Below are 19,759 nucleotides of genomic sequence, written 5' to 3' on the forward strand. Positions count from 1 at the left end.
GACACGACCCCGGCCGTGCTTCTACCCTGGTGCCCATGAGCAACCGCCCCACTGAGGACATCGATCCCGGATACGTCGGCCGATTCACCCCCGGCCCCGACGCCGAACGCCCCGCCACCACCGTGGCCGGGGCCGTCGCCGAGGGCTCCCCCGCCCCCGCCGCGTCGGCCGCCCGCCCGCCGGTGGACGACGAGGGCTACCTCGTCGAGCACGAGTCCCGCGACTACGACACCCCGGCGCCGGCGCCCGGTGAGGCGCCCTGGGAGCGCAAGGACCCCGAGTGGTACAAGACCGCCGTCTTCTACGAGGTGCTCGTGCGCGCGTTCTACGACCCGGAGGGCACCGGCTCCGGCACGCTCAAGGGCATGACCGCCAAGCTGGACTACATCAAGTGGCTCGGCGTGGACTGCATCTGGCTGCCGCCCTTCTACGACTCCCCGCTGCGCGACGGCGGCTACGACATCCGCAACTACCGCGAGATCCTGCCCGAGTTCGGCACCGTCGACGACTTCGTCGAGCTCGTCGACGCCGCCCACCAGCGCGGCATCCGCGTGATCACGGACCTGGCGGTCAACCACACCAGCGACACCCACGCCTGGTTCCAGGAGTCGCGCGCCAACCCGGACGGCCCCTACGGCGACTTCTACGTCTGGTCCGACGACCCGGAGCGCTACCCGGACGCGCGCATCATCTTCATCGACACCGAGGAGTCCAACTGGACCTGGGACCCGGTGCGCGGGCAGTACTTCTGGCACCGCTTCTTCTCCCACCAGCCGGACCTCAACTACGACAACCCCGAGGTCCAGGAGGCGATGCTCGACGTCATGCGCTTCTGGCTGGACCTCGGCCTCGACGGCTTCCGCCTGGACGCGGTGCCCTACCTCTTCGAGCGCGAGGGCACCAACGGCGAGAACCTGCCGGAGACCCACGCCTTCCTCAAGCGCGTGCGCGCCATGGTCGACGCCGAGTATCCCGGCCGGGTGCTGCTGGCCGAAGCCAACCAGATGCCCGAGGACGTCGTCGAGTACTTCGGCGACGGCCCGGAGGGCGACGAGTTCCACATGGCCTTCCACTTCCCGGTCATGCCGCGCATCTTCATGGCCGTGCGCCAGGCCAAGGCCGCCCCCATCAAGGACATCCTCGCCGAGACCCCGGCGATTCCCAGCTCCGCGCAGTGGGGCATCTTCCTGCGCAACCACGACGAGCTGACCCTCGAGATGGTCACCGAGGAGGAGCGCGCCTACATGTACGGCGAGTACGCGCGCGACCCGCGGATGAAGTCCAACGTGGGTATCCGCCGCCGGCTGGCCCCGCTGCTCGAGGGCGACCGCAACCAGCTCGAGCTGCTGCACGCGCTGCTGCTCTCCCTGCCGGGCTCGCCGGTGCTCTACTACGGCGATGAGATCGGCATGGGCGACAACATCTGGCTGGCCGACCGCGACGGCGTGCGCACGCCGATGCAGTGGTCCTCGGACCGCAACGGCGGCTTCTCCACCGCCGAGCCCGAGCGGCTCTACCTGCCGGTGGTCCAGAACGACCAGTACGGTTACGCCACGGTCAACGTGGACAACCAGATGAAGAAGTCGAACTCCCTGCTGCAGTGGGTGCGCAGCTACGTGCACATCCGCCAACAGTACCCGGCCTTCGGCCTCGGCGACTTCCGAGCCCTGGAGACCACCAACGAGGCCGTGCTCAGCTTCGTGCGCCGCTACCACGACGAGACGCTGCTGTGCGTCAACAACCTCTCCGCGGTCCCGCAGGCCGTCGAGCTGGACCTGAGCGAGTTCGCCGGGCGCGTGCCCCGCGAGCTCTCCGGCGGCGCGGACTTCCCGCGCATCACCGACCACCCGTTCACGGTCACGCTCGCCCCGCACGGCTTCTTCTGGTTCGAGCTCGAGGAGCGCGCATGAGCTTCGAGTCCGAGCTGGCCGCGGGGCTGGCCGCCGAGCGCTTCTACGGCGCCAAGACCGCGGGTGTCGACGCCGCGCGCGTCGAGCACGCCGCCGACTTCGACGGCGTGCGTGCCGCGGTGGTCGTCGCCCGGCACGGTGAGGTGACCGAACGCTACCAGATGCTTGTCGACGCCGCGGGCCACGACGTCCTGGGCGAGCACGCCGATGCGTTGGGCGCCGCCCTGGCGGGCGGCCGCGCGCCGCTGGGCCAGTTGCACGGCGACGCCTCGGTGCTTTCCGGCCTGCACGGCCGCGCGCTCGGCCAGGAGCAGTCCAACTCGACGCTGGTCTACTCCGATGAGACCGGCCCGAAGGTGGCGGTGAAGTTCTTCCGCAAGCTCGCCCCCGGGCTCAACCCGGAGATCGAGCTGCTCTCCGGCATCGGCGAAGTGCCGGCCGTGCCGCGCCTGCACGCCTGGGTCGACGCCGTCATCGACGGCGAGACCCACGCGCTGGCCGTGGTCCAGGAGTTCATCGCGGGCTCGCGCGACGGCTGGCTCGACGCCGTCGACGTCGCCGGCGCGGGAGACTCCTTCACCGGGCGCGCCCGGCTGCTGGGCGCGGCCACCCGCGAGGTCCACGAGGCGCTCGCCGGGGCCTTCGGCACCACCGATCTTGACGGCGACGAGCTGGCCGGGCGCCTGAACGCCCGCCTGGACTCGCTGGTCGACCAGGCCCCCGAACTCGCCGAGGTCGCCGAGGAGGCCCGCCGGCGCTACTCGCGGCTTTCCGGCACCACCGGTGTCGCCCAGCGCGTGCACGGCGACCTGCACCTGGGCCAGGTGCTCTTCACCCGCGAGCGCTACGTGCTGCTCGACTTCGAGGGCGAGCCGGCCCGCCCGCTGGCCGAGCGCCGCCTGCCGGACAGCCCGGCGCGCGATCTGGCCGGGCTGATCCGCTCGATCGACTACGCCGCGCACTTCAACGCCTACTCGGGCCGGCCCGGCCCCGCCGACCCGGCCCGCTGGGCCGCCGAGGCCACCGAGGCACTCCTCGAGGGCTACGGCCCGCTCGACGCGCAAAAGGTGCCCGCCGGCTGGCTGGACGCCTACGTACTGGACAAGGCCCTCTACGAGGTCGCCTACGAGGCCAACAACCGGCCCGGCTGGGCCGGCATCCCGCGGGCCGCCGTCACCGGGATCCTCGGGTAGCGCCGTGGACACCACCATCAAGAGCCCCCGGGCCCGCTACACCGGCACAGTGGAGGACGGCGCGCGCGTCTTCCACTCGGTGCCCTACTGCCGCTTCCCCGAGCCCTTCGGCCCGGCCGAGGAGCTGCCCAAGGCGCCCGAGCAGCCCGCCGAGGTCGACGCGCGCCGGCCGCGTCCCGAGGCCGTCGCGCTGACCCTGGCCGCCCCCGAGAGCGCGCACTACGGCTCGGACCTGCCGGTGGTCGTCTTCATCCACGGCGGGGCCTACCACGAGGGCTCCCACGAGGACTTCGACATGGGCATCCTCGCCCGCCGCGGGATCATCGGGGTCTCGGTCGACTACCGCCTCGACGCGCAGGGCTTCGTGCGCTTCCACGACGACGAGCCGAACCGCTACCGCGGCATCGACGACTGCCTGACCGCCCTGAAGTGGCTGGCGCGCGAGATCGAGCACTTCGGCGGCGACCCGGGCAACATCACGCTGGCCGGGCACTCCGCAGGCGCCGGCATCTGCCTGTGGCTGACGCGCACCGACCACTACCAGGGCCTATTCCAGCGCGTCTGGGCGCTCTCCCCGGCCTTCCCGCGGGTGCCCTTCGACAAGCGCAAGGGCACACTGCGCCGCATCCAGGGCACCCCGGTGACCCGGCGCCACTTCACCCGGCGCCTCGAGCGGCACCCGCGCGCGCTGGCCCGCGGCATGCGCCGGTTCCGCTCGCGCTACTTCCATGACCTCGCACTGGGCCCCGCCCCCTTCGACGCCCACGAGCTGGCGGAGGTGCCTGTGCTGGTCAGCTGCACCCGCGACGAGCTCTACAACGAGTCCACCACCGCGCGGATCGACCGGGCGGGCCTGGGCGGGTTCGCGGTGCGCGTGGCCCACGCGCTCTTCGGCCTGCAGGTCCCGGCGGGCAGCTACCTCGACGCCGTCGCCGAGACCGACCCCGATCGCCCGCTGTCCCGGCTGGCCGGCGACGCGATGATCCGGCGCTGGGTCGCTGAGACCGCCGAGCACGCCGCAGGCCCCGTCTGGGTGATGGAGCTGACGGGCACGAAGGAGCAGCCGGCGGTGCACTGCGACGACCTGCCGCTGATCTTCGGGCCGGGCACCGGACCGCAGGGCGGGCCCGAGGCCCACGGCGATCACCTGCTGGGCCTTCTGCTCGACTTTGCGCGCACCGGCGAGCCGGGCTGGCCGGCCCAGCGGCGCCCCGAGCGCAAAGCGGTGCGCATCTACCGGGACTCGGGGCGGCGCACCGAGGTCAGCGACCCGCTGCGCGCGGTGCGCCTGGCCTTCCAGCGCCCGCGCTGGCTCTGAGTCCCACAGGCGCCCACCCCCGGGCGCCGGGTGTCACGCACCCAGGGCGCGGCGCAGGCGGGCGTCGGAAAGCTCGTCGACCATCCACTCGGAGAAGGCCATCGGCGCGGCCTCGGCCGCGCGTACGACGTCGCCGGCGGAAAGCCACGCCATGGAGTCGACCTCCTCGGGGCGCGGGGCGGGGGCCGCGGCGTCGTCGACGGTGAGGGTGAAGACCGGGCAGATCTCGTTTTCCACCAGGCCCGAGGAGTCGACGGCGCGGTAGCGGAAGTCCGGCAGCACCAGCTGCGGGGCGCCCAGGCGCTCTGGCGAGAGGCCGAGCTCCTCTGATGCGCGGCGCAGCACCGCGTCGGCGGTCTCCTCCCCGGGGCCGGGGTGGCCGCAGAAGCTGTTGGTCCACACGCCCGGCCAGGTCTTCTTGCTCAACGCGCGCCGGGTCAGCAGCACGCAGCCGTCCGGGTCGAGCAGCCAGGCGGAGAACGCGAAGTGCAGCGGGGTGTCGGTCGTGTGCACCTCGGACTTCAGCGCCGTGCCTGCGGGGTTGCCCGCCGCGTCGGCGAGGACGACGAGCTCCTCGCTCACAGCTGCCCCTCGAAGACGACGTTGCCCAGGGTGAACGTCGCCGAGGAGAGGCTGCCCGGCGAGACGTTGAACGGGTAGCGCAGGTTGGTCGTCGCCCCGGCGCCCAGCGGGCGGTCGAGGCCGTCCTGGCCGGCCACGCCGGCGGCCTCGGCGTCCATCAGGTCGGCCGTGGAGCCGTCCGAGAGCTCGAGGGCGGGCTTGGCCAGCGCGTCCGGGGGCACGGGCACGTCGTTGAGGTTTTCCACCTCGACGGTGATGATCGAGCCGCCGGCCTGGCCGGAGACGGTGCCCTGCAGCGTGTAGCGCAGGTGCAGGCCGGGGTCCTCGACGTTGTCCTCGGTGGCGTCGACCCGCTTCTGGGCCGCCTCCTCGGGCACGAAGTCCGGGGTCTGGCTGGTGGTGACCTCCAGGCCCTCCTTCTGCGCGGTGTCCTCCTCGCCGCAGGCCGCCAGGCCCGTGCCGACGAGCACCACCACCGCGGCTGCCGCCGCCCTGCGCAGTGTGCCCGCGATCGTCTGGTTCGCCACGGTCTCGCTACCTTCCTGCCTGGTGTCCGGGATCTCAGCCGATTCTAGCGGGCCGCGGGATTAGGACGGCGCGCCGGTGCGTTGCACCCTGGGTATGTCTGTATCCGTGGGCATTCACCCCCGACCCGTCCGTCCCCAGGGAGGCACCGAGCAACCGTGCACGCACTGACCCGCATCATCCGCAGCACCGGCGCGCTGTGGCCGTTCTACCTCGGGGTCTTCATCACCTCGGTGGTCACCGCCGCGCTCTCGCTGGTCTCGCCGTTCCTGCTGCGCGAGGCCACCGACACCATCGTCGGCGCGCTCTCCGACGACGGCGACGTCACGCGCACCGTCGTGACCACCATCGTCTGGCTGGCCGTCGCGCTCTTCGGCGTGGACCTGGCGCGCACCCTGGCCACCAACGTCGGCGGCTACATCGGCGACGTGATGGCCGCCCGCATGCGCCAGGTGCTCTCCACCCGGTACTTCGCCAAGCTGCTGACCCTGCCGCAGCGCTACTTCGACACCCAGCGCACCGGCACCGTCATTGCCCGGCTGGACCGCTCGATCGCCTCGGTGACGCAGTTCCTGCAGTCCTTCGCCAACAACTTCTTCCCCACCCTGATCACCGTGGCCGCGGTGCTGACCGTCTCGGCGGTCTACTACTGGCCACTGGCGCTCATGCTCGCCGCGCTGTTCCCCGTCTACATGTGGCTGACGGCCCTGACCAGCCGCCGCTGGCAGCGCATCGAGGCCGACAAGAACCACGAGATCGACGTCGCCGGCGGCCGCTTCGCAGAGGTCGTCGGCCAGGTCAAGGTGACCAAGTCCTTCGACGCCGAGCCCCGCGAGCTGCGCTCCTTCGCCGAGCGCTTCGACCGCACCGTCAAGCTCACCCGCACGCAGTCGTCCTTCTGGCACCGCATGGACTCGCTGCGCGGGGCGGCGATGAACGTGATCTTCCTGGGCATCTACCTGACGCTGTTCCTGCGCACCCTGCACGGGCACTTCTCGCTGGGCGACATGGTCATGCTGCTGCAGATGGTCAACATGGCCAAGCAGCCGGTGTTCATGATGAGCTGGATCGTCGACGCCGCCCAGCGCGCCGTCGCCGGCTCCCGCGACTACTTCAACGTCATGTCCGAGCCCGTCGAGCCCACCGCCGAGCGCCAGCTCGTCGCGGCGGCCTCCGCCTCCGGGGTACCGCTTCTCGACGTCGCGCCCACCGCCGCCCCGGCCCCGGCCGACGGCGCGGCCGTCGGCTTCGAGGACGTGTGGTTCTCCTACGAGGAGGGCTCCCCCGTGCTGCGGGACGTGACCTTCTGCGCCGCCCCGGGCGAGCGCATCGGCCTGGTCGGCGCCTCCGGCGGCGGCAAGTCGACCATCGTGAACCTTCTGCTGGGCCTCTACCGCGCGGACTCGGGACGGGTCACCGTCGGCGGCCACGACGTCTCCGGGCTCTCCGCGGCCGAGCTGCGCGCCTCGGTGGGCGTGGTCTTCCAGGAGCCGAACCTGTTCTCCGGGACCATCCGGGAGAACATCGCCTACGGCCGGCCGGACGCCTCCGACGCCGAGATCGAGGCGGTGGCCCGGCGCGCGCACGCCCACGGCTTCATCACCGCCTTCGACGACGGCTACGACACCGTCATCGGCGAGCGCGGCCTGCGTCTTTCCGGCGGGCAGAAGCAGCGCATCGCCATCGCCCGCGCGATGCTCAAGGACGCGCCGGTCCTCGTCCTCGACGAGGCAACCTCCGCGCTGGACAACGCCTCCGAGCGCGCCGTGCAGGCCGGCCTCGAGGAGCTCATGCACGAGCGCACCACGCTGGTCATCGCCCACCGCCTGTCCACGATCGCCGGGGTGGACACCCTGGTCACCCTCGACGAGGGCCGCGTCGACGAGGTCGGCTCCCCGGCCGGGCTCGCCCGCTCCGGCGGCATCTACGCCCAGCTGCTGGCGATGACCGCCTCCGACTCCGCCGCCGACCGCGCCCGCCTGCGCGAGTTCGGCATCGGCACCGGCCGCCACGACGAGGAGGACGAGGACGCCGGGGAGGCCGGAAAAACCGGCGAGGCCGCGGAGTACGACGGGGAGACCGACTAGGCCGCCGCCTCTCCCCGGGGCCGCGGACACCGGTCACCGGAACGCGGTTAGACTGCCAGGCATGCATGTTCCCGAGATCGGCGAGCTGCGCGCCCGCCAGACCCGCAAGTGGACCCAGTATCCCGACGACGTGCTGCCGGCGTGGATCGCGGAGTCCGACTTCGCCACCTGCGAGCCGGTCAAGCGGGTCATCCGCGAACGCGTCGAGGCGGAGTCCCTCGGCTACACCCCCGCCCACCACCGCCTCGGCGAAGCGCTGGCGGACTTCTACGACTGGCGCTTCGGCTGGCGCCCGGACCCCGGGCACGTGGTGCCGGTGGCCGACGTGGTGCGCGGCCTGCTGCTGGCCGTCGAGTACATGACCCGGCCCGGCTCCGCGGTCGTGGTGCCCGTGCCGGCCTACCCGCCCTTCCTGCAGATCCCGGTCACCGCCGGGCGCGAGAAGGTCGAGGTCGGCGCCTACGGCGGCATCGACCTGGCCGACGTCGAGGAGGCCTTCCGCAACGGCGCCGGCTCCATGCTGGTCTGCGCGCCGAACAACCCGCTGGGCTACACCCTCTCCGAGGAGTTCCTCACCGAGCTGGTCGCCCTGGCCGACCGCTACGACGCCCGCCTGCTCGTCGACGAGATCCACGCCCCGCTGGTCTACGACGGTGAGCACGTCGTCGCCGCCGGACTGTCCGAGACCGCCGCGAAGGTCTGCGTGACCGTCACCGCCACGAGCAAGGCGTGGAACATCGCGGGCCTGAAGTGCGCCCAGATGATCCTGACCAACCCGGCCGACCGGCACGCCTGGCACACCATGACCGGCGTGGCCAAGGACGGCGTGGGCACCCTGGGTATCTTCGCCGCCGAGGCCTGTTACGACGCCGGGCGCGACTTCCTCGACGAGGAGGTCGCCCACCTGCGCGAGCAGCGCGACTGGCTGGTCGAGGCCCTGCCCGAGGCCGTGCCGGGGCTGAAGGTCCACCGCCCGCAGGCGACCTACCTGATGTGGCTGGACTTCCGCGACACCCCGATCTCCCAGGACCCGGCGGGCCTGCTCGTGCGCCACGGCAAGGTCGCGCTCAACGACGGCCGCGCCTTCGGCACCGGCGGGCCGGGCCACGCGCGGCTGAACTTCGCGACGTCCCGCGCGAACCTCGAAGAGGCCGTCGAGCGCATCGCCCGCGGCGTCGCCGCCTGCTCCTAGGCCCTACTCGCCCGGCCCGGGCCCCTGGGCCCAGGCCCTAGAAGAACCCGAGGACGTCGTCCTCGTCGTCCTCGCTCTCCGGGTCCCAGTGCTCGTTGGGCAGCTCCCGGATGTAGAACGCCGTCTCCTGCTCGGGGTGACCGCCGGCTTTGGAGAGCACCGCGGCCGCGCCCGGGTTGTCGCGGCTGATGCGCCCGATGTGCAGCTGGTCGTAGCCGCCCTCGCGCAGCGAGGCGTAGAGCTCCCGGGTGACCAGGTTGAGCGCGCCGCCCAGCTGCGCGTCCGGGTGGGTCGCCTGCGCGATGAGCACCGCGTCGCGGGCCTCCCCGCGCAGCTTGGCGCGCACCAGTCGGGCCGTCGAGCGGTGGTCGATGCGCCCGTCGGAGGCGCGCAGCAGCACCGAGGGGTCCGGCATGGCCAGGCTGAAGCTGACGGTGCGCCCGTCGAAGGCGTCGTCGGCCATCACCAGCAGGTTCGGGTCGAGCAGCGGCTCGAGACCCGCCAGCTTCTCGCCGAGGTACTCCCGGGAGAGCTTGGTGAAGTACGGCAGGTGGCCGTAGGAGTCGTTGAGCACCCACAGCAGGTCCAGCGTCTCGGCGCGCACGCGGAAGCGGCCGGGCCGGCGAAGGCGCAGGCCCTTGGCGCGCCAGTCGGACTCGGTGGGGCGCACGGCGCGCTCGGCGGGGATCTTCGAGACGTCGATACGCCAGGTGTCGGTGACGTGCCAGGCGTTGTAGCCCTCCTCCTCGAGGACCTGCGGCAGCCAGTCCGGGTTCCACGCGCCGGTCAGGAACGCCGGGCGGTCGAAGCCGGAGCGCAGCACGCCGCCGCCCATGTTGGGCAGCAGGGTGCACGGCCCAAAGACGTGGGTCGCGCCGACGCCGTGGGCCATCCGGGTGACCTGGCGGATCAGGGCGCGGGCCACCACCTGGTCGGCGGCGACGAAGGCGCCGAAGAGCTGGGCGCGCACGTGCTCGCCGAGGGCCTCGGGCCCGCGCGAGAGCCGCCCGTTGAGCAGCGCCGACTGGTGGGTGACCATGCGCCCGACGGCGGCGCCGGTGCGGTCGCGGGCCAGCCACAGGCGCACGCCCGGCAGCACCGAGCGGCCCCGGTACCACTTGGTGATCTCGTCGGCGCGCACGGGAACGTCGTACGTGGACCAGCCCTCCAGGCGGCCGGGCAGCGCGATGAATTCCCGCAGCTCCGCACGCGAGTTAACCAGATGGACGGTCGGGCGGGTGCCGCGGGCGCCCGCAGCGGTCCCCTTCGAGTCAGCAGCCATGACCCCGATGGTAATGGACCACCCCGCCGGGGGTGCGAAAGGAATTATCAGTGGGCGAAGTTATGTTGTCGCCCGGGTCACGTCGTATTGTAGGTCCCTATTCGACAGGAAAACCCCCATAGAAAGCACAGGGACCGCACATGAGCAACACTGCCCCGGCCCTCAAGGGCACGGCGAAGGGCATGACCTTCGGCGTGTTCATCGCGACGTCGTTCATGCTCTTCTCGATGTACTTCGGCGCCGGCAACCTGATCTTCCCGCCGATGCTCGGCCTCCAGGCCGGCGAGAGCTTCGCACCCGCCATGATCGGCTTCCTCATCGCCGGCGTGGCCCTGCCCGTCCTCGCGATCATCGCCATCGCCATCTCGGGCGCGAACATGCGCGACCTCGCCTCGCGCGGCGGCTACATCTTCGGCCTCGTCTTCCCGGTCCTGGCTTACCTGTCCATCGGCGCCTTCTACGCGCTGCCCCGTACCGGCGCGGTGAGCTTCTCCACCGCCATCCAGCCGCTGACCGGCTGGGACTCGACGCTGGCCTCGGGCGTGTTCAACTTCATCTTCTTCGGCATCGCGCTGGCGCTGGCCTACAACCCGACCTCCATCGTCAACAAGCTGGGCAAGTTCCTCACCCCGGCGCTGCTGATCCTGCTGGTCGTGCTCATCGTCATCGCCGTGACCAAGTTCGACGGCACCCCGGGCGCGCCCGCCGAGGACTACGCCGAGAACCCGATGGCCGCCGGCCTGCTGCAGGGCTACCTGACGATGGACTCCATCGCCGGCCTGGCCTTCGGCATCGTCGTCATCTCCGCGCTGCGCTACAGCGACATCCCCGAGGGTGCCTCCCGCGTGCGCGGCACCATCTGGTGCGGCATCGGCGCCGGCGTCCTGCTCGCCCTGATCTACCTGGGCCTGGGCTTCATCGGCACCATCATCCCGGACGGCGAGAAGTACGCCGACGGCGCCGAGCTACTCGCCGGTGCCTCCAACCTGACCATGGGCATGGCCGGCCAGATCATCTTCGGCCTGATCGTCCTGCTGGCCTGCATGACCACCGCCGTCGGCCTGATCGCCGCCACCAGCGAGTTCTTCGCCCTGCTGCTGCCGGGCGTGACCTACAAGGTCTGGGCCGTCCTCTTCGCCGTGATGTCCTTCGGCATGGCCACCATGGGCCTGGAGACCGTGCTGGCCATCGCCGCCCCGGTCGTCTCCTTCATCTACCCGCCGGCGATCACCCTGATCCTGATCACCCTGATCGAACCGCTGGTGCGCAAGAAGACCTCCTTCTACTGGACCTTCCGCCTGGCCCTGTGGGTCGCCGTGATCTGGTCCGCGGTCACCGTCGCCATCGAGCTGGGGGTCACCTCGTTCTCCCCGGTCGTCGACTGGGCCCCGATGCAGGACCTGACCCTGGGCTGGGTCCTGCCCGTGGCCGTCGCCTTCCTCGTCGGCGTGATCCTGGACTTCACCACCGACCACCCGCAGCCCAAGTCCGCCCTGGTCCAGGCCATGGAGGAAGAGGAGCAGGCCGAGGAGGCCGGCGTCGCGGCGAAGTAACGCGCGCTGACGCGCCACGCCGCCACGCACGCGGCGTCGGAAATCGAATGGCGGCCGGGACTAATCCCGGCCGCTTTCGCGTTGCACGGGCCAGAGACTCCTGTCACCCGTGAGCGAAAGGTTCCCATGAACGTCCCGCTGTCCCTCATCGACTTCTGCACCATCCACGACGGCGAGCGCCCCGGCGAGTCCATCGCCCGCTCGGTGCGGCTGGCCCAGGAGGCCGAGAGGCTGGGCTACTCGCGCATCTGGTACGCCGAGCACCACAACATGAGCACCATCAGCTCCTCGGCGCCCGCGGTGCTCATCGCGCACGTCGGCGCGCAGACGGAGAAGATCCGCCTCGGCGCCGGCGGCGTGATGCTGCCCAACCACTCCCCCTACGTCGTCGCCGAGCAGTTCGGCATGCTCGCCGAGATGTACCCCGACCGCATCGACCTGGGGCTGGGCCGGGCCCCGGGCACCGACCAGAACACGCTGGGCCGCGCCCTGCGCCGCGACCCGCGCGCCGCGGAGCACTTCCCCGACGACGTCGCGGAGCTGGCCGCCTACCTCTCCGGCGACTCGTTGATCCCGGGCGTGCAGGCGATGCCGGGCGCTGGCACGAACGTGCCGCTCTACATCCTGGGCTCGTCGATGTTCGGCGCGACGCTGGCGGCGAAGATGGGCCTGCCTTACTCCTTCGCCTCGCACTTCGCGCCGCGCCACCTCACACAGGCGACCAGCTACTACCGGCAGAACTACCAGCCCTCCGAGCGCTACCCCGAGCCCTACGTCATCGCCGCGGTCAACGTCACCGCCGCCGACACCGTCGACGAGGCGCGCGCCGACTTCGAGCAGGTCGCCCGCGCCCGCGTGCGCACCATGGCCACCCGCGGGCCCGCCGGGCGCCACATCAGCGAGGAGAACCTCGATGCTCTGGTCAACTCGCCGTCCGGCCAGCAGATCATCTCGATGCTGCAGTTCACCGCCGTCGGCGACGGCGCGGAGGTGCGCCGCTACCTCGGCGAGTTCACCGAGCTCGCGCAGGCCGACGAGCTGATGATCTCCCTGCAGTCGCCGACCGGCGAGAAGACCGACCGGGCCATGGAGATCCTCGCCGGGGCCTGGGAGCTCTAGCCCCGGGGACTAGTCGTCCCACTCCTCGGCCGAGCGCGGGCGGGACTGCTCGATGAGGCGGTAGTCCTCGCCCGTCTCGAAGTCCTCGTCCTCGGCGGCGCCGAAGACCTCGCCGTCGACGAGGTAGTGGCCCTCCTCGTCGCGCTCAAGGACGGGCCGCTCCAGGGCGTTGCCCTCCTCGTCATAGCCGGGCGCCGGGCGCGCCTCGTGCTCCTCGAGCTTCTCGGCGCTGTCGGTGACCTCCCACCGGCGGGTGCGCACGCGCCGCACCGACGCGGCGTCGTCGATCATGCCCTTGACCAAGGCGTACATCATCACGAAGTCGGTCAGGAAGAACGGCAGGGCCACGATGATGGCGACCTCCTGCACCGCCTCGATGCCGGACTCCGGGGAGATGACCAGCAGCGCGGCGGCCACCGCGCCGATCAGCGCGCCCCACATCACCCGGTACCAGGTGGGGGTCTTGTCCTCGGCGCCGCTGGCGATCATGTCGTTGACCATCGCCGCCGAGTCGATCGAGGTGATGAAGAAGACCGCGATGATCGCCACGGCGAACGCGCTGACCACACCGGTCAGCGGGTAGGCGTCGAGCAGGTTGAACAGCGCGGCGGGCACGTTGCCCTCCTCGACGACCGGCTGGGTGAGCACGCCCGGGTCGCTGTTCTCCAGCTCGATGCCGGCGCGGCCGAAGATGCCGAACCAGATCACGGAGAACAGCGAGGGCACGGCCAGCGCGCCGAAGATGTACTCGCGCACCGTGCGACCGCGGGAGATGCGGGCGATGAACATGCCGGCGAAGGGCGACCAGCAGATCGTCCAGGCCCAGTAGAAGACCGTCCACTTGCCCTGCCAGCCGGGGTTGTCGTTGAAGGAGTCGGTCCAGAACATGACCTCCGGAAGCCCGGTGACGTACAGGCCGAAGGACTCGACGAGGAACTTGATCAGGGTCAGCGTCGGCCCGGCCAGCAGCACGAAGGCCATCAGCGCCATCGCGGCGCCGATGTTGACGTTGCTGAGGATCTTGACGCCGCGCTCCAGGCCGGTGGCCACGGACACGCAGCCGATCGCTGTGATGGTCACGACGATGAGCAGCTGCATCCAGGAGATCTCCGGCACGCCCCACAGCTGGTGCATGCCTGAGTTGATCTGCAGGGTGCCCAGGCCGACGGAGACGGCGATGCCGAAGGTGGTGCCCACGATGGCGAGCACGTCGATGAGCTTGCCAGGCAGGCCGTAGATCTTGCCGCCCAGCAGCGGGGAGAACACCGAGGACAGGCGCGGGGGCAGCTTGCGCTTGTAGATGAAGTAGCCCAGCGCCAGGCCCGGCAGCACGAAGATGACCCACATGTGCAGGGCGAAGTGGTAGTAGGTGAACACGAACGCCTCGCGGATGGCGTCCTCGCTCATCGACTCGGCGTCCGCCATCGGCACGTTGTAGGCGTGGTTGAGCGGCTCGGCCACACCCCAGAACATCAGCACCGCGCCGAGGCCGGCAGCGAAGAGCATGGAGAACCACACCGGGAAGCTGTGCTCGGGCTCGTCCTCGTCGTCGCCGAGCTTGACGCGCCCGTAGCGCGAGAGCGCGATGCAGACCAGGAAGATGAACGCGGCGGAGATGCCGCCGATGTACATCCAGCCGAGGTTCTCCAGCAGCCAGTCGGAGGCCACGGAGAAGACGTCGCGGGCGGAGTCGCCGGCGATGATGGTCACCGCCACGAAGGCGACGACGAATCCGACGGCGCCGAGGAAGACGACCGGGTCGGACTGCAGCCGAGCCAGCGGGCGGGAGGATGCGGCGGCGCGTTCACGGGCGCGCCCCGACTGCTCGTCTCGTTGCCGCGAGTGTTCAGTGTCGGGGGTGGGAGGCATGTGTCAGCTTCCGTTCGACGGGCCCGTGCGGGCTCACATTAGCGTTGTCGAGCATAGCCGTCGCCGCCCCAGCGAGAAGTTTTCGGTCCGACGGCACGTTTCCGCACGCTCCCGGGCGCCGTGTTCGGCGCGCCGCCCTCAGGCAAGCAGCACGCCGGCGAGCATGATCACGGGCACGGCCAGCGCGGTCGAGACCACCCCGGTGTCGCGCGCGAAGTCCTCGCCGACGCGGAAGCGCAGCGCGTAGGTGTAGACGTTCTGCGCGGTCGGCAGCGCCCCGAGCAGCACCGCGGTCTGCAGGGCCGACCCGGTCATGCCGAAGACCAGCGCGCCGATCAGCCCGGCGACCACGGGCTGGATGACGGTCTTGGCCACCGCCGCGCAGACCACGGGTGCGCCCGGGCGCGGCCAGTGGCCGTAGAGCGACATGCCGAAGACGACCAGCGCGAGCGGCACCGAGGCCCCGGCGAGCATGCCGACGGGCTCCTCGATCAGGGTGGGCACCGGCAGGCCACCGGCGGCGAAGACGATGCCGACGACCGCGGCGAGCAGCATCGGGTTCTTGAAGGCCACGACGACGTTGCGCCACCACTTCGCGCCGGGCTCGTGCATCAGGTCGATGGCCGTCAGCGTGACCGGGGCGTAGAAGGCGATCTGGAAGAGCATCACGGGCACCACCGCGGCGGCGTCGCCGAGCACGTAGGCGGCCAGCGGCACGCCGAGGTTGCCGGCGTTGGCGTAGGAGGAGCCGAGCCCGGCGATGACGGCCTCGTCGCGGCGGAAGCCGAAGACCCAGCGGGCGAAGAGCCCGAAGCAGGCGCCCACGGCCAGCGCGGAGATCGCGGCGACGGCGAGGTGGGTGGAGAAGACCTCGGCGGGGTCGGTGTGGATGAGCTTGTCGAAGAGCAGCGCGGGGGTCGCGATCGCGTAGACGAAGGCGGCCAGCGCCCGCTGTCCCTGCGGCCCCAGCGTCCCGGTGCGCGCGAGCACCCAGCCCAACGCCATGACGACGAGGACGACGCCGAAGCCGGTCAGGACACTTGTCATCCGCGCTCCCTCGCCAAGCCGGCCTGCCCGAGGATCTCGAGGAGCACCTCGGCGATGTGCCGGGCGCGCACCCCGGTGCCCTGCTCGATCTGGGTGCGGCAGGAGAAGCCGTCGGCGATGACGGTGGTGTCCGCCGCGGCGGCCTCGCGCACGCGGGGGAAGAGCTCGCGCTCGCCGAGGGCCATGGACAGCTCGCCGTGGCCCTTCTCGAAGCCCCAGTTGCCGGCGAGCCCGCAGCAGCCGGTCGAGATCGTCTCCTGCTCGACGCCGAGCGCGGCGAGCACGTCGGCGGTCTCCTGCGGGTCGCCCAGGGAGCGCTCGTGGCAGTGCACCTGCGTCAGGGCGCTCACGGCCGGCAGCCCGGAGACGTCGAGCGTGCCGTCGGCGACGAGCTCACGGATGCGCGGGGCGACGGTCTGGGCGAAGGATCGGGTCTGCCGCGCCAGCCGCGCGATCTGCGGCGAGGCCGACAGCTCGGTGGACTCGTGCTCGAGCATGACCGTGCAGGACGGCTCCACGCCGACGACGGTCAGGCCCCGGTCCAGGTAGGGCTCGAGGGCTTCGGCGCTGTGCTCGAGGACCTTCTTGGCCATGGTCAGCTGCCCGGTCGAGTGCCAGGTCAGCCCACAGCACACGAAGCCGTCGGGGACGATGACGTTGAAGCCGAGCGCCTCGAGCACGCGCACCGCCGCCTGCGCCGGCACGGTACCGAGCTGGTTGTTGAAGGAGTCCGGCCACAGCACCACCGTCTCGCGCTCTTCGCTTGACGACGCCGCGTCCGCCCGCCGTCGCTGCCACCGTTGCAGGTTTTCGTGGGCGAAGTGGATCAGCGGGCGGGTGGTGTCCAGGCCGCTGGCGCGCGCCATGAGCTTGGAGACGACCGGGGCGTGCATGGCCCAGTCGACCACGCGCGGCACCAGGGGGATGCGGTGGGCCACCGCGCCGAGCACCGGCAGCCAGCCCATCAGGTAGTGGGCCATGGGCCGGATGCGGTGGCGGTAGTGGTGGTGGAGGAACTCGGCCTTGTAGGTGGCCATGTCAACGTTGACGGGGCACTCGGAGGCGCACGCCTTGCAGGACAGGCACAGGTCAAGCGCCTCCTCGACCTCCTTGGAGCGCACGCCGTCGGGCAGGGCCTCGCCGCGGTACATCTCGGCGAGCAGGCGCGCACGCCCGCGGGTCGAGTGGACCTCGTCGCCCGTGATCTGGAAGGACGGGCACATCGCGTCGTCCTCGGATCGGCAGGCGGACACACCGACGCAGCGGTTGATCGCGGAGAGGAAGTCGCCCTTGTCGGAGGTGAAGCGGTGCACCGGGGTGATGTCGAGGTTGCGCTGGGCGGGGTCCATGCGCAGCCCGTCGGTGACCTCGTCGGGGTCGACAAGCACGCCGGGGTTGCACACGCTCTCGGGGTCGAAGATCGCCTTGAACTCGGCGAAGAGGTCGAGCATCTCCTGCGAGTACATCTCCGGCAGCAGGCTGGAGCGTGCACGGCCGTCGCCGTGCTCGCCGGAGAGCGAGCCACCGAAGGAGGAGACCAGCTGCGCGGCCTCGCGCATGAAGTCGCGGAAGGCGGCGACTCCCGCGGGGGTGGTGAAGTCGAAGCCGATGCGCACGTGGACGCAGCCCTCGCCGAAGTGGCCGAAGGGGATGCCACGCAGGTGGTAGCGGTCCATCAGGGCGTAGAGGCCGCGCAGGTACTCGGCGAGGTTCTCCGGCGGCACCGCGGAGTCCTCCCAGTTGGGCCAGGCCTCGCCTCCGTCGGGAAGCCTGGTGACGGTGCCGGCCGAGGACTCGCGGATGCGCCACAGCCTGCGCATCTCGGTCGGGTCGCTGACGACGACGTGGTCGATGGTGGCCACGCTGCCGGCGACCTTCTCGGCGGCGGCGACGGCCTCCTCGACGGTCTCACCGCCGGTCTCGCAGTAGAGCCACCCGCCGGCGGCCAGGCCCTTGCGCTCGCCGGGCAGGTTCTCGCCGGCGTGGGCCTGGCCCTGCTTGGAGCGCAGCGCGGCCAGCAGGTCGCCGCCCATGCCCTCGATGGTGGCCACGCCGGGCTGGCGCAGCACGGGGGCGGCGGCCGCGGCGTCGTAGACGGTCTCGAAGGCCAGCACGGCCAGCGCGCGGACCTTCGGCACCGGCACGAGCCGGACCTTCATCTTCGTGATCACGCCGAGGGTGCCCTCGGAGCCGGCGATCGCGCGGGCGGGGTTCTCGGCGAGGTGGTGCAGCCCGTAGCCGGAGACCTGGCGCGGGAAGCGACCCAGCTCGGTGTCGATCAACTCGGCGTTGTCGGCGTAGAGGGCCCGCAGCCTGGCGTCGATGGTCTCGTCGGAGCAGCCCTCGGGCCCGACGGTGACGGTGCGGCCGTCGGCGAGCATCAGCTCCAGGGAGATGAGGTTGTCGGCGGCGGTGCCCCACGCCACCGAGTGGGAGCCGCAGGCGTTGTTGGCCACCATGCCGCCGATGGTGCAGCGCGAGTGGGTCGAGGGGTCGGGCCCGTAGGTCAAGCCGTGGGGCGCGGCGGCGCGGCGCAGGGCGTCGCAGACCACGCCCGGCTCGACGACGGCGGTGCGCGCCTCCGCGTCGAGCTCGAGGATGCGGTTGAAGTGCGCCGAAGTGTCGACGACGACGCCCTCGCCGATCGCGTTGGCCGCGACCGAGGAGCCGCCGCCGCGGCCGGTCACCGACCAGCCGCGCTCGCGGGCCACGGCCAGCACGTCGCGCAGGTCCTCGACGCCGTGCGGCTCGGCGACGGCGGCGGGGATGCGGCGGAAGAGCCCGGCGTCCGAGGAGTAGGCCACGCGGGTGGTCATGTCGGTGCGCAGCCCCGTGCGCGGACCCGCGCCGTAGACGGCGGGGTCGACGCGGTGGAACCGCAGGGTTTCTCCGGGCGTGGTCTTCGGGGTGGTCTGGTGCGGCATGAATCCCTTCCTCTGGCGCCTGCCTCGGATGCTCCGTTCCGGCAACATGTTACACGCTACCGCCCATACCCCGTGCATAATGGGGTCATGCAGACGCCGAGCACCCTGACCGAACAGGTGATGGACACCGTCCGCGACAAGATCGTCGACGGGTCGATGTCCCCGGACACCTGGTACAGCGTCTACCAGCTCTCCGCCGAACTCGGGGTCTCCCGCTCCCCCGTCCGCGACGCCCTGCTGCGGCTCGCGGAGGCCGGGCTGGTGAAGTTCACCCGCAACCGCGGCTTCCGTGTGGTGGAGACCCGCCCCGAGGACGTCGCGGAGATCTTCGGGCTGCGCCTGGGCATCGAGCCCTTCGCCGCCTACCGGGCCGCGCTCTCGCGCACCCCCGAGCAGCTGGCCGAGGCCGATGACCTGGTCGCCCACATGGCCGCGCTCGCGGCGGCGGACGAGGCCGGCAAGGCGGAGGACCCCGGCACACTCGAGGACGAGTTCTTCGCCGAGGACCGCAAGCTGCACGCCCTGATCATGGACATGGGCGGCTCGCACCGCGGCGGTGCGCTGGTGGAGACGCTACGCACCCACACCAGGATCCTCGGTTCGAGCACGGCCGGCTCCTCGCGCACGCTCGCCGACATCCTCGACGAGCACCGCCCCGTCCTCGACGCGATCCGCGACGGCGACGCGGAGGCCGCGCGGGCGACGATGCGCGAGCACCTGACCACCACCGGCAAGCTCCTGCTCCACCAGGCGCTGGGCGATGACACGACGCGCGCGACCGAGATCTGGTCGCGCTACGCCGCGGGCCTCTGATCCCCGGGACCCCCACCCCGGGCGGTTCTAGCCCTCCGGGTCGACGTCGCCCGGGCTGCGCAGGCGGCGGTGCTCCGGCTGGTACTTCAGGCCGAAGGCGCACAGCGCACACAGGGTCGAGGCCGCGAAAGCCCAGGGGCCGAGTCCCTCGGAGAGCCCGACGACCACGGACCCGGAGCCGAAGAACACCCCGACGAGCTGACCGAGCACGATCACGGCGCCCAGCAGCAGGAAGGCCGCGAGGAAGAAGAAGAACAGGGTCTTCACGCCGAGAAACAACTTGCTCACGATGCAGTCCTCTCAGATTCTCTCTGTCTCTGGTTTCTGTGTCTGTCTCTGTTTCCC

General features: G+C 71.3%; 15 protein-coding genes. 8 read left to right on the forward strand and 7 right to left on the reverse strand.

The window, feature by feature from the left end:
- The first annotated feature begins 35 nt into the window (after positions 1-35).
- From treS to QP119_RS02450, 3 genes are read left to right on the forward strand one after another with little or no spacing between them, the layout of a single operon-like run.
- Entirely contained in the window at positions 36-1,910 is a 1,875-nt protein-coding gene (gene treS, locus QP119_RS02440) for a maltose alpha-D-glucosyltransferase (RefSeq protein WP_284773450.1), read from the forward strand.
- Positions 1,907-3,103, forward strand: coding sequence for a phosphotransferase (locus tag QP119_RS02445; RefSeq protein ID WP_284773451.1), 1,197 nt, complete (start codon positions 1,907-1,909; stop codon positions 3,101-3,103). The genes treS and QP119_RS02445 overlap by 4 nt, the downstream gene beginning before the upstream one ends.
- A gap of 4 nt (positions 3,104-3,107) precedes the next feature.
- The gene (locus QP119_RS02450; RefSeq protein WP_284773453.1) at positions 3,108-4,421 is read left to right on the forward strand and encodes a carboxylesterase family protein; all 1,314 of its coding nucleotides are present in this window, start codon (positions 3,108-3,110) and stop codon (positions 4,419-4,421) included.
- Positions 4,422-4,454: 33 nt separating this feature from the next.
- Here the strand turns inward: QP119_RS02450 and idi are convergent, their stop codons facing one another.
- Both idi and QP119_RS02460 read right to left on the reverse strand, forming a co-directional pair.
- A complete protein-coding gene (gene idi, locus QP119_RS02455; protein WP_284773455.1) occupies positions 4,455-5,003 on the reverse strand; it encodes an isopentenyl-diphosphate Delta-isomerase in 549 nt (182 codons plus the stop codon).
- Positions 5,000-5,530 carry a hypothetical protein gene (locus tag QP119_RS02460; protein ID WP_284773456.1) on the reverse strand — a complete coding sequence of 177 codons (531 nt, stop codon included), beginning with the start codon at positions 5,528-5,530 and terminating at the stop codon, positions 5,000-5,002. The genes idi and QP119_RS02460 overlap by 4 nt, the downstream gene beginning before the upstream one ends.
- Before the next feature lie 156 nt (positions 5,531-5,686).
- On the opposite strand from QP119_RS02460, the gene QP119_RS02465 reads away from it, so the two are divergent.
- Together QP119_RS02465 and QP119_RS02470 are read left to right on the forward strand one after the other, a co-directional pair.
- Positions 5,687-7,615 (forward strand): ABC transporter ATP-binding protein, encoded by a 1,929-nt coding sequence (locus tag QP119_RS02465; RefSeq protein WP_284773457.1) that lies wholly within the window; start codon positions 5,687-5,689, stop codon positions 7,613-7,615.
- Positions 7,616-7,676: 61 nt separating this feature from the next.
- Entirely contained in the window at positions 7,677-8,807 is a 1,131-nt protein-coding gene (locus QP119_RS02470; protein ID WP_284773458.1) for a MalY/PatB family protein, read from the forward strand.
- Positions 8,808-8,844: 37 nt separating this feature from the next.
- On the opposite strand, the gene QP119_RS02475 is transcribed toward QP119_RS02470, so the two are convergent.
- A complete protein-coding gene (locus QP119_RS02475) occupies positions 8,845-10,089 on the reverse strand; it encodes a hypothetical protein (RefSeq protein WP_284773460.1) in 1,245 nt (414 codons plus the stop codon).
- Positions 10,090-10,229: 140 nt separating this feature from the next.
- Between QP119_RS02475 and brnQ the strand changes: the two genes are divergently transcribed.
- Positions 10,230-11,642 (forward strand): branched-chain amino acid transport system II carrier protein, encoded by a 1,413-nt coding sequence (gene brnQ, locus QP119_RS02480; RefSeq protein WP_284773462.1) that lies wholly within the window; start codon positions 10,230-10,232, stop codon positions 11,640-11,642.
- A 126-nt stretch (positions 11,643-11,768) separates the two neighbouring features.
- Entirely contained in the window at positions 11,769-12,761 is a 993-nt protein-coding gene (locus tag QP119_RS02485) for an LLM class flavin-dependent oxidoreductase (protein ID WP_284773464.1), read from the forward strand.
- A gap of 9 nt (positions 12,762-12,770) precedes the next feature.
- On the opposite strand, the gene QP119_RS02490 is transcribed toward QP119_RS02485, so the two are convergent.
- The 3 genes from QP119_RS02490 to QP119_RS02500 all read right to left on the reverse strand — a co-directional run bounded on the left by QP119_RS02490 (position 12,771) and on the right by QP119_RS02500 (position 18,601).
- Positions 12,771-14,630 (reverse strand): BCCT family transporter, encoded by a 1,860-nt coding sequence (locus QP119_RS02490; protein ID WP_284773466.1) that lies wholly within the window; start codon positions 14,628-14,630, stop codon positions 12,771-12,773.
- Between the two features lie 138 nt (positions 14,631-14,768).
- Entirely contained in the window at positions 14,769-15,677 is a 909-nt protein-coding gene (locus QP119_RS02495) for an AEC family transporter (protein WP_284773468.1), read from the reverse strand.
- Positions 15,674-18,601: an FAD-binding and (Fe-S)-binding domain-containing protein gene (locus tag QP119_RS02500; protein ID WP_284773470.1), complete on the reverse strand. Its 2,928-nt coding sequence runs from the start codon at positions 18,599-18,601 to the stop codon at positions 15,674-15,676. Before QP119_RS02500 ends, QP119_RS02495 begins: the two co-directional genes overlap by 4 nt.
- Positions 18,602-18,688: 87 nt before the next feature.
- On the opposite strand from QP119_RS02500, the gene QP119_RS02505 reads away from it, so the two are divergent.
- On the forward strand, positions 18,689-19,414 hold the full coding sequence (locus QP119_RS02505) for a GntR family transcriptional regulator (RefSeq protein ID WP_284773472.1): 726 nt from the start codon (positions 18,689-18,691) through the stop codon (positions 19,412-19,414).
- A 27-nt stretch (positions 19,415-19,441) separates the two neighbouring features.
- Here the strand turns inward: QP119_RS02505 and QP119_RS02510 are convergent, their stop codons facing one another.
- The gene (locus QP119_RS02510) at positions 19,442-19,702 is read right to left on the reverse strand and encodes a hypothetical protein (protein WP_284773473.1); all 261 of its coding nucleotides are present in this window, start codon (positions 19,700-19,702) and stop codon (positions 19,442-19,444) included.
- Between the last annotated feature and the right edge of the window lie 57 nt (positions 19,703-19,759).

This window comes from Corynebacterium frankenforstense, assembly GCF_030211955.1.
GTDB lineage: Bacteria > Actinomycetota > Actinomycetes > Mycobacteriales > Mycobacteriaceae > Corynebacterium > Corynebacterium frankenforstense_A.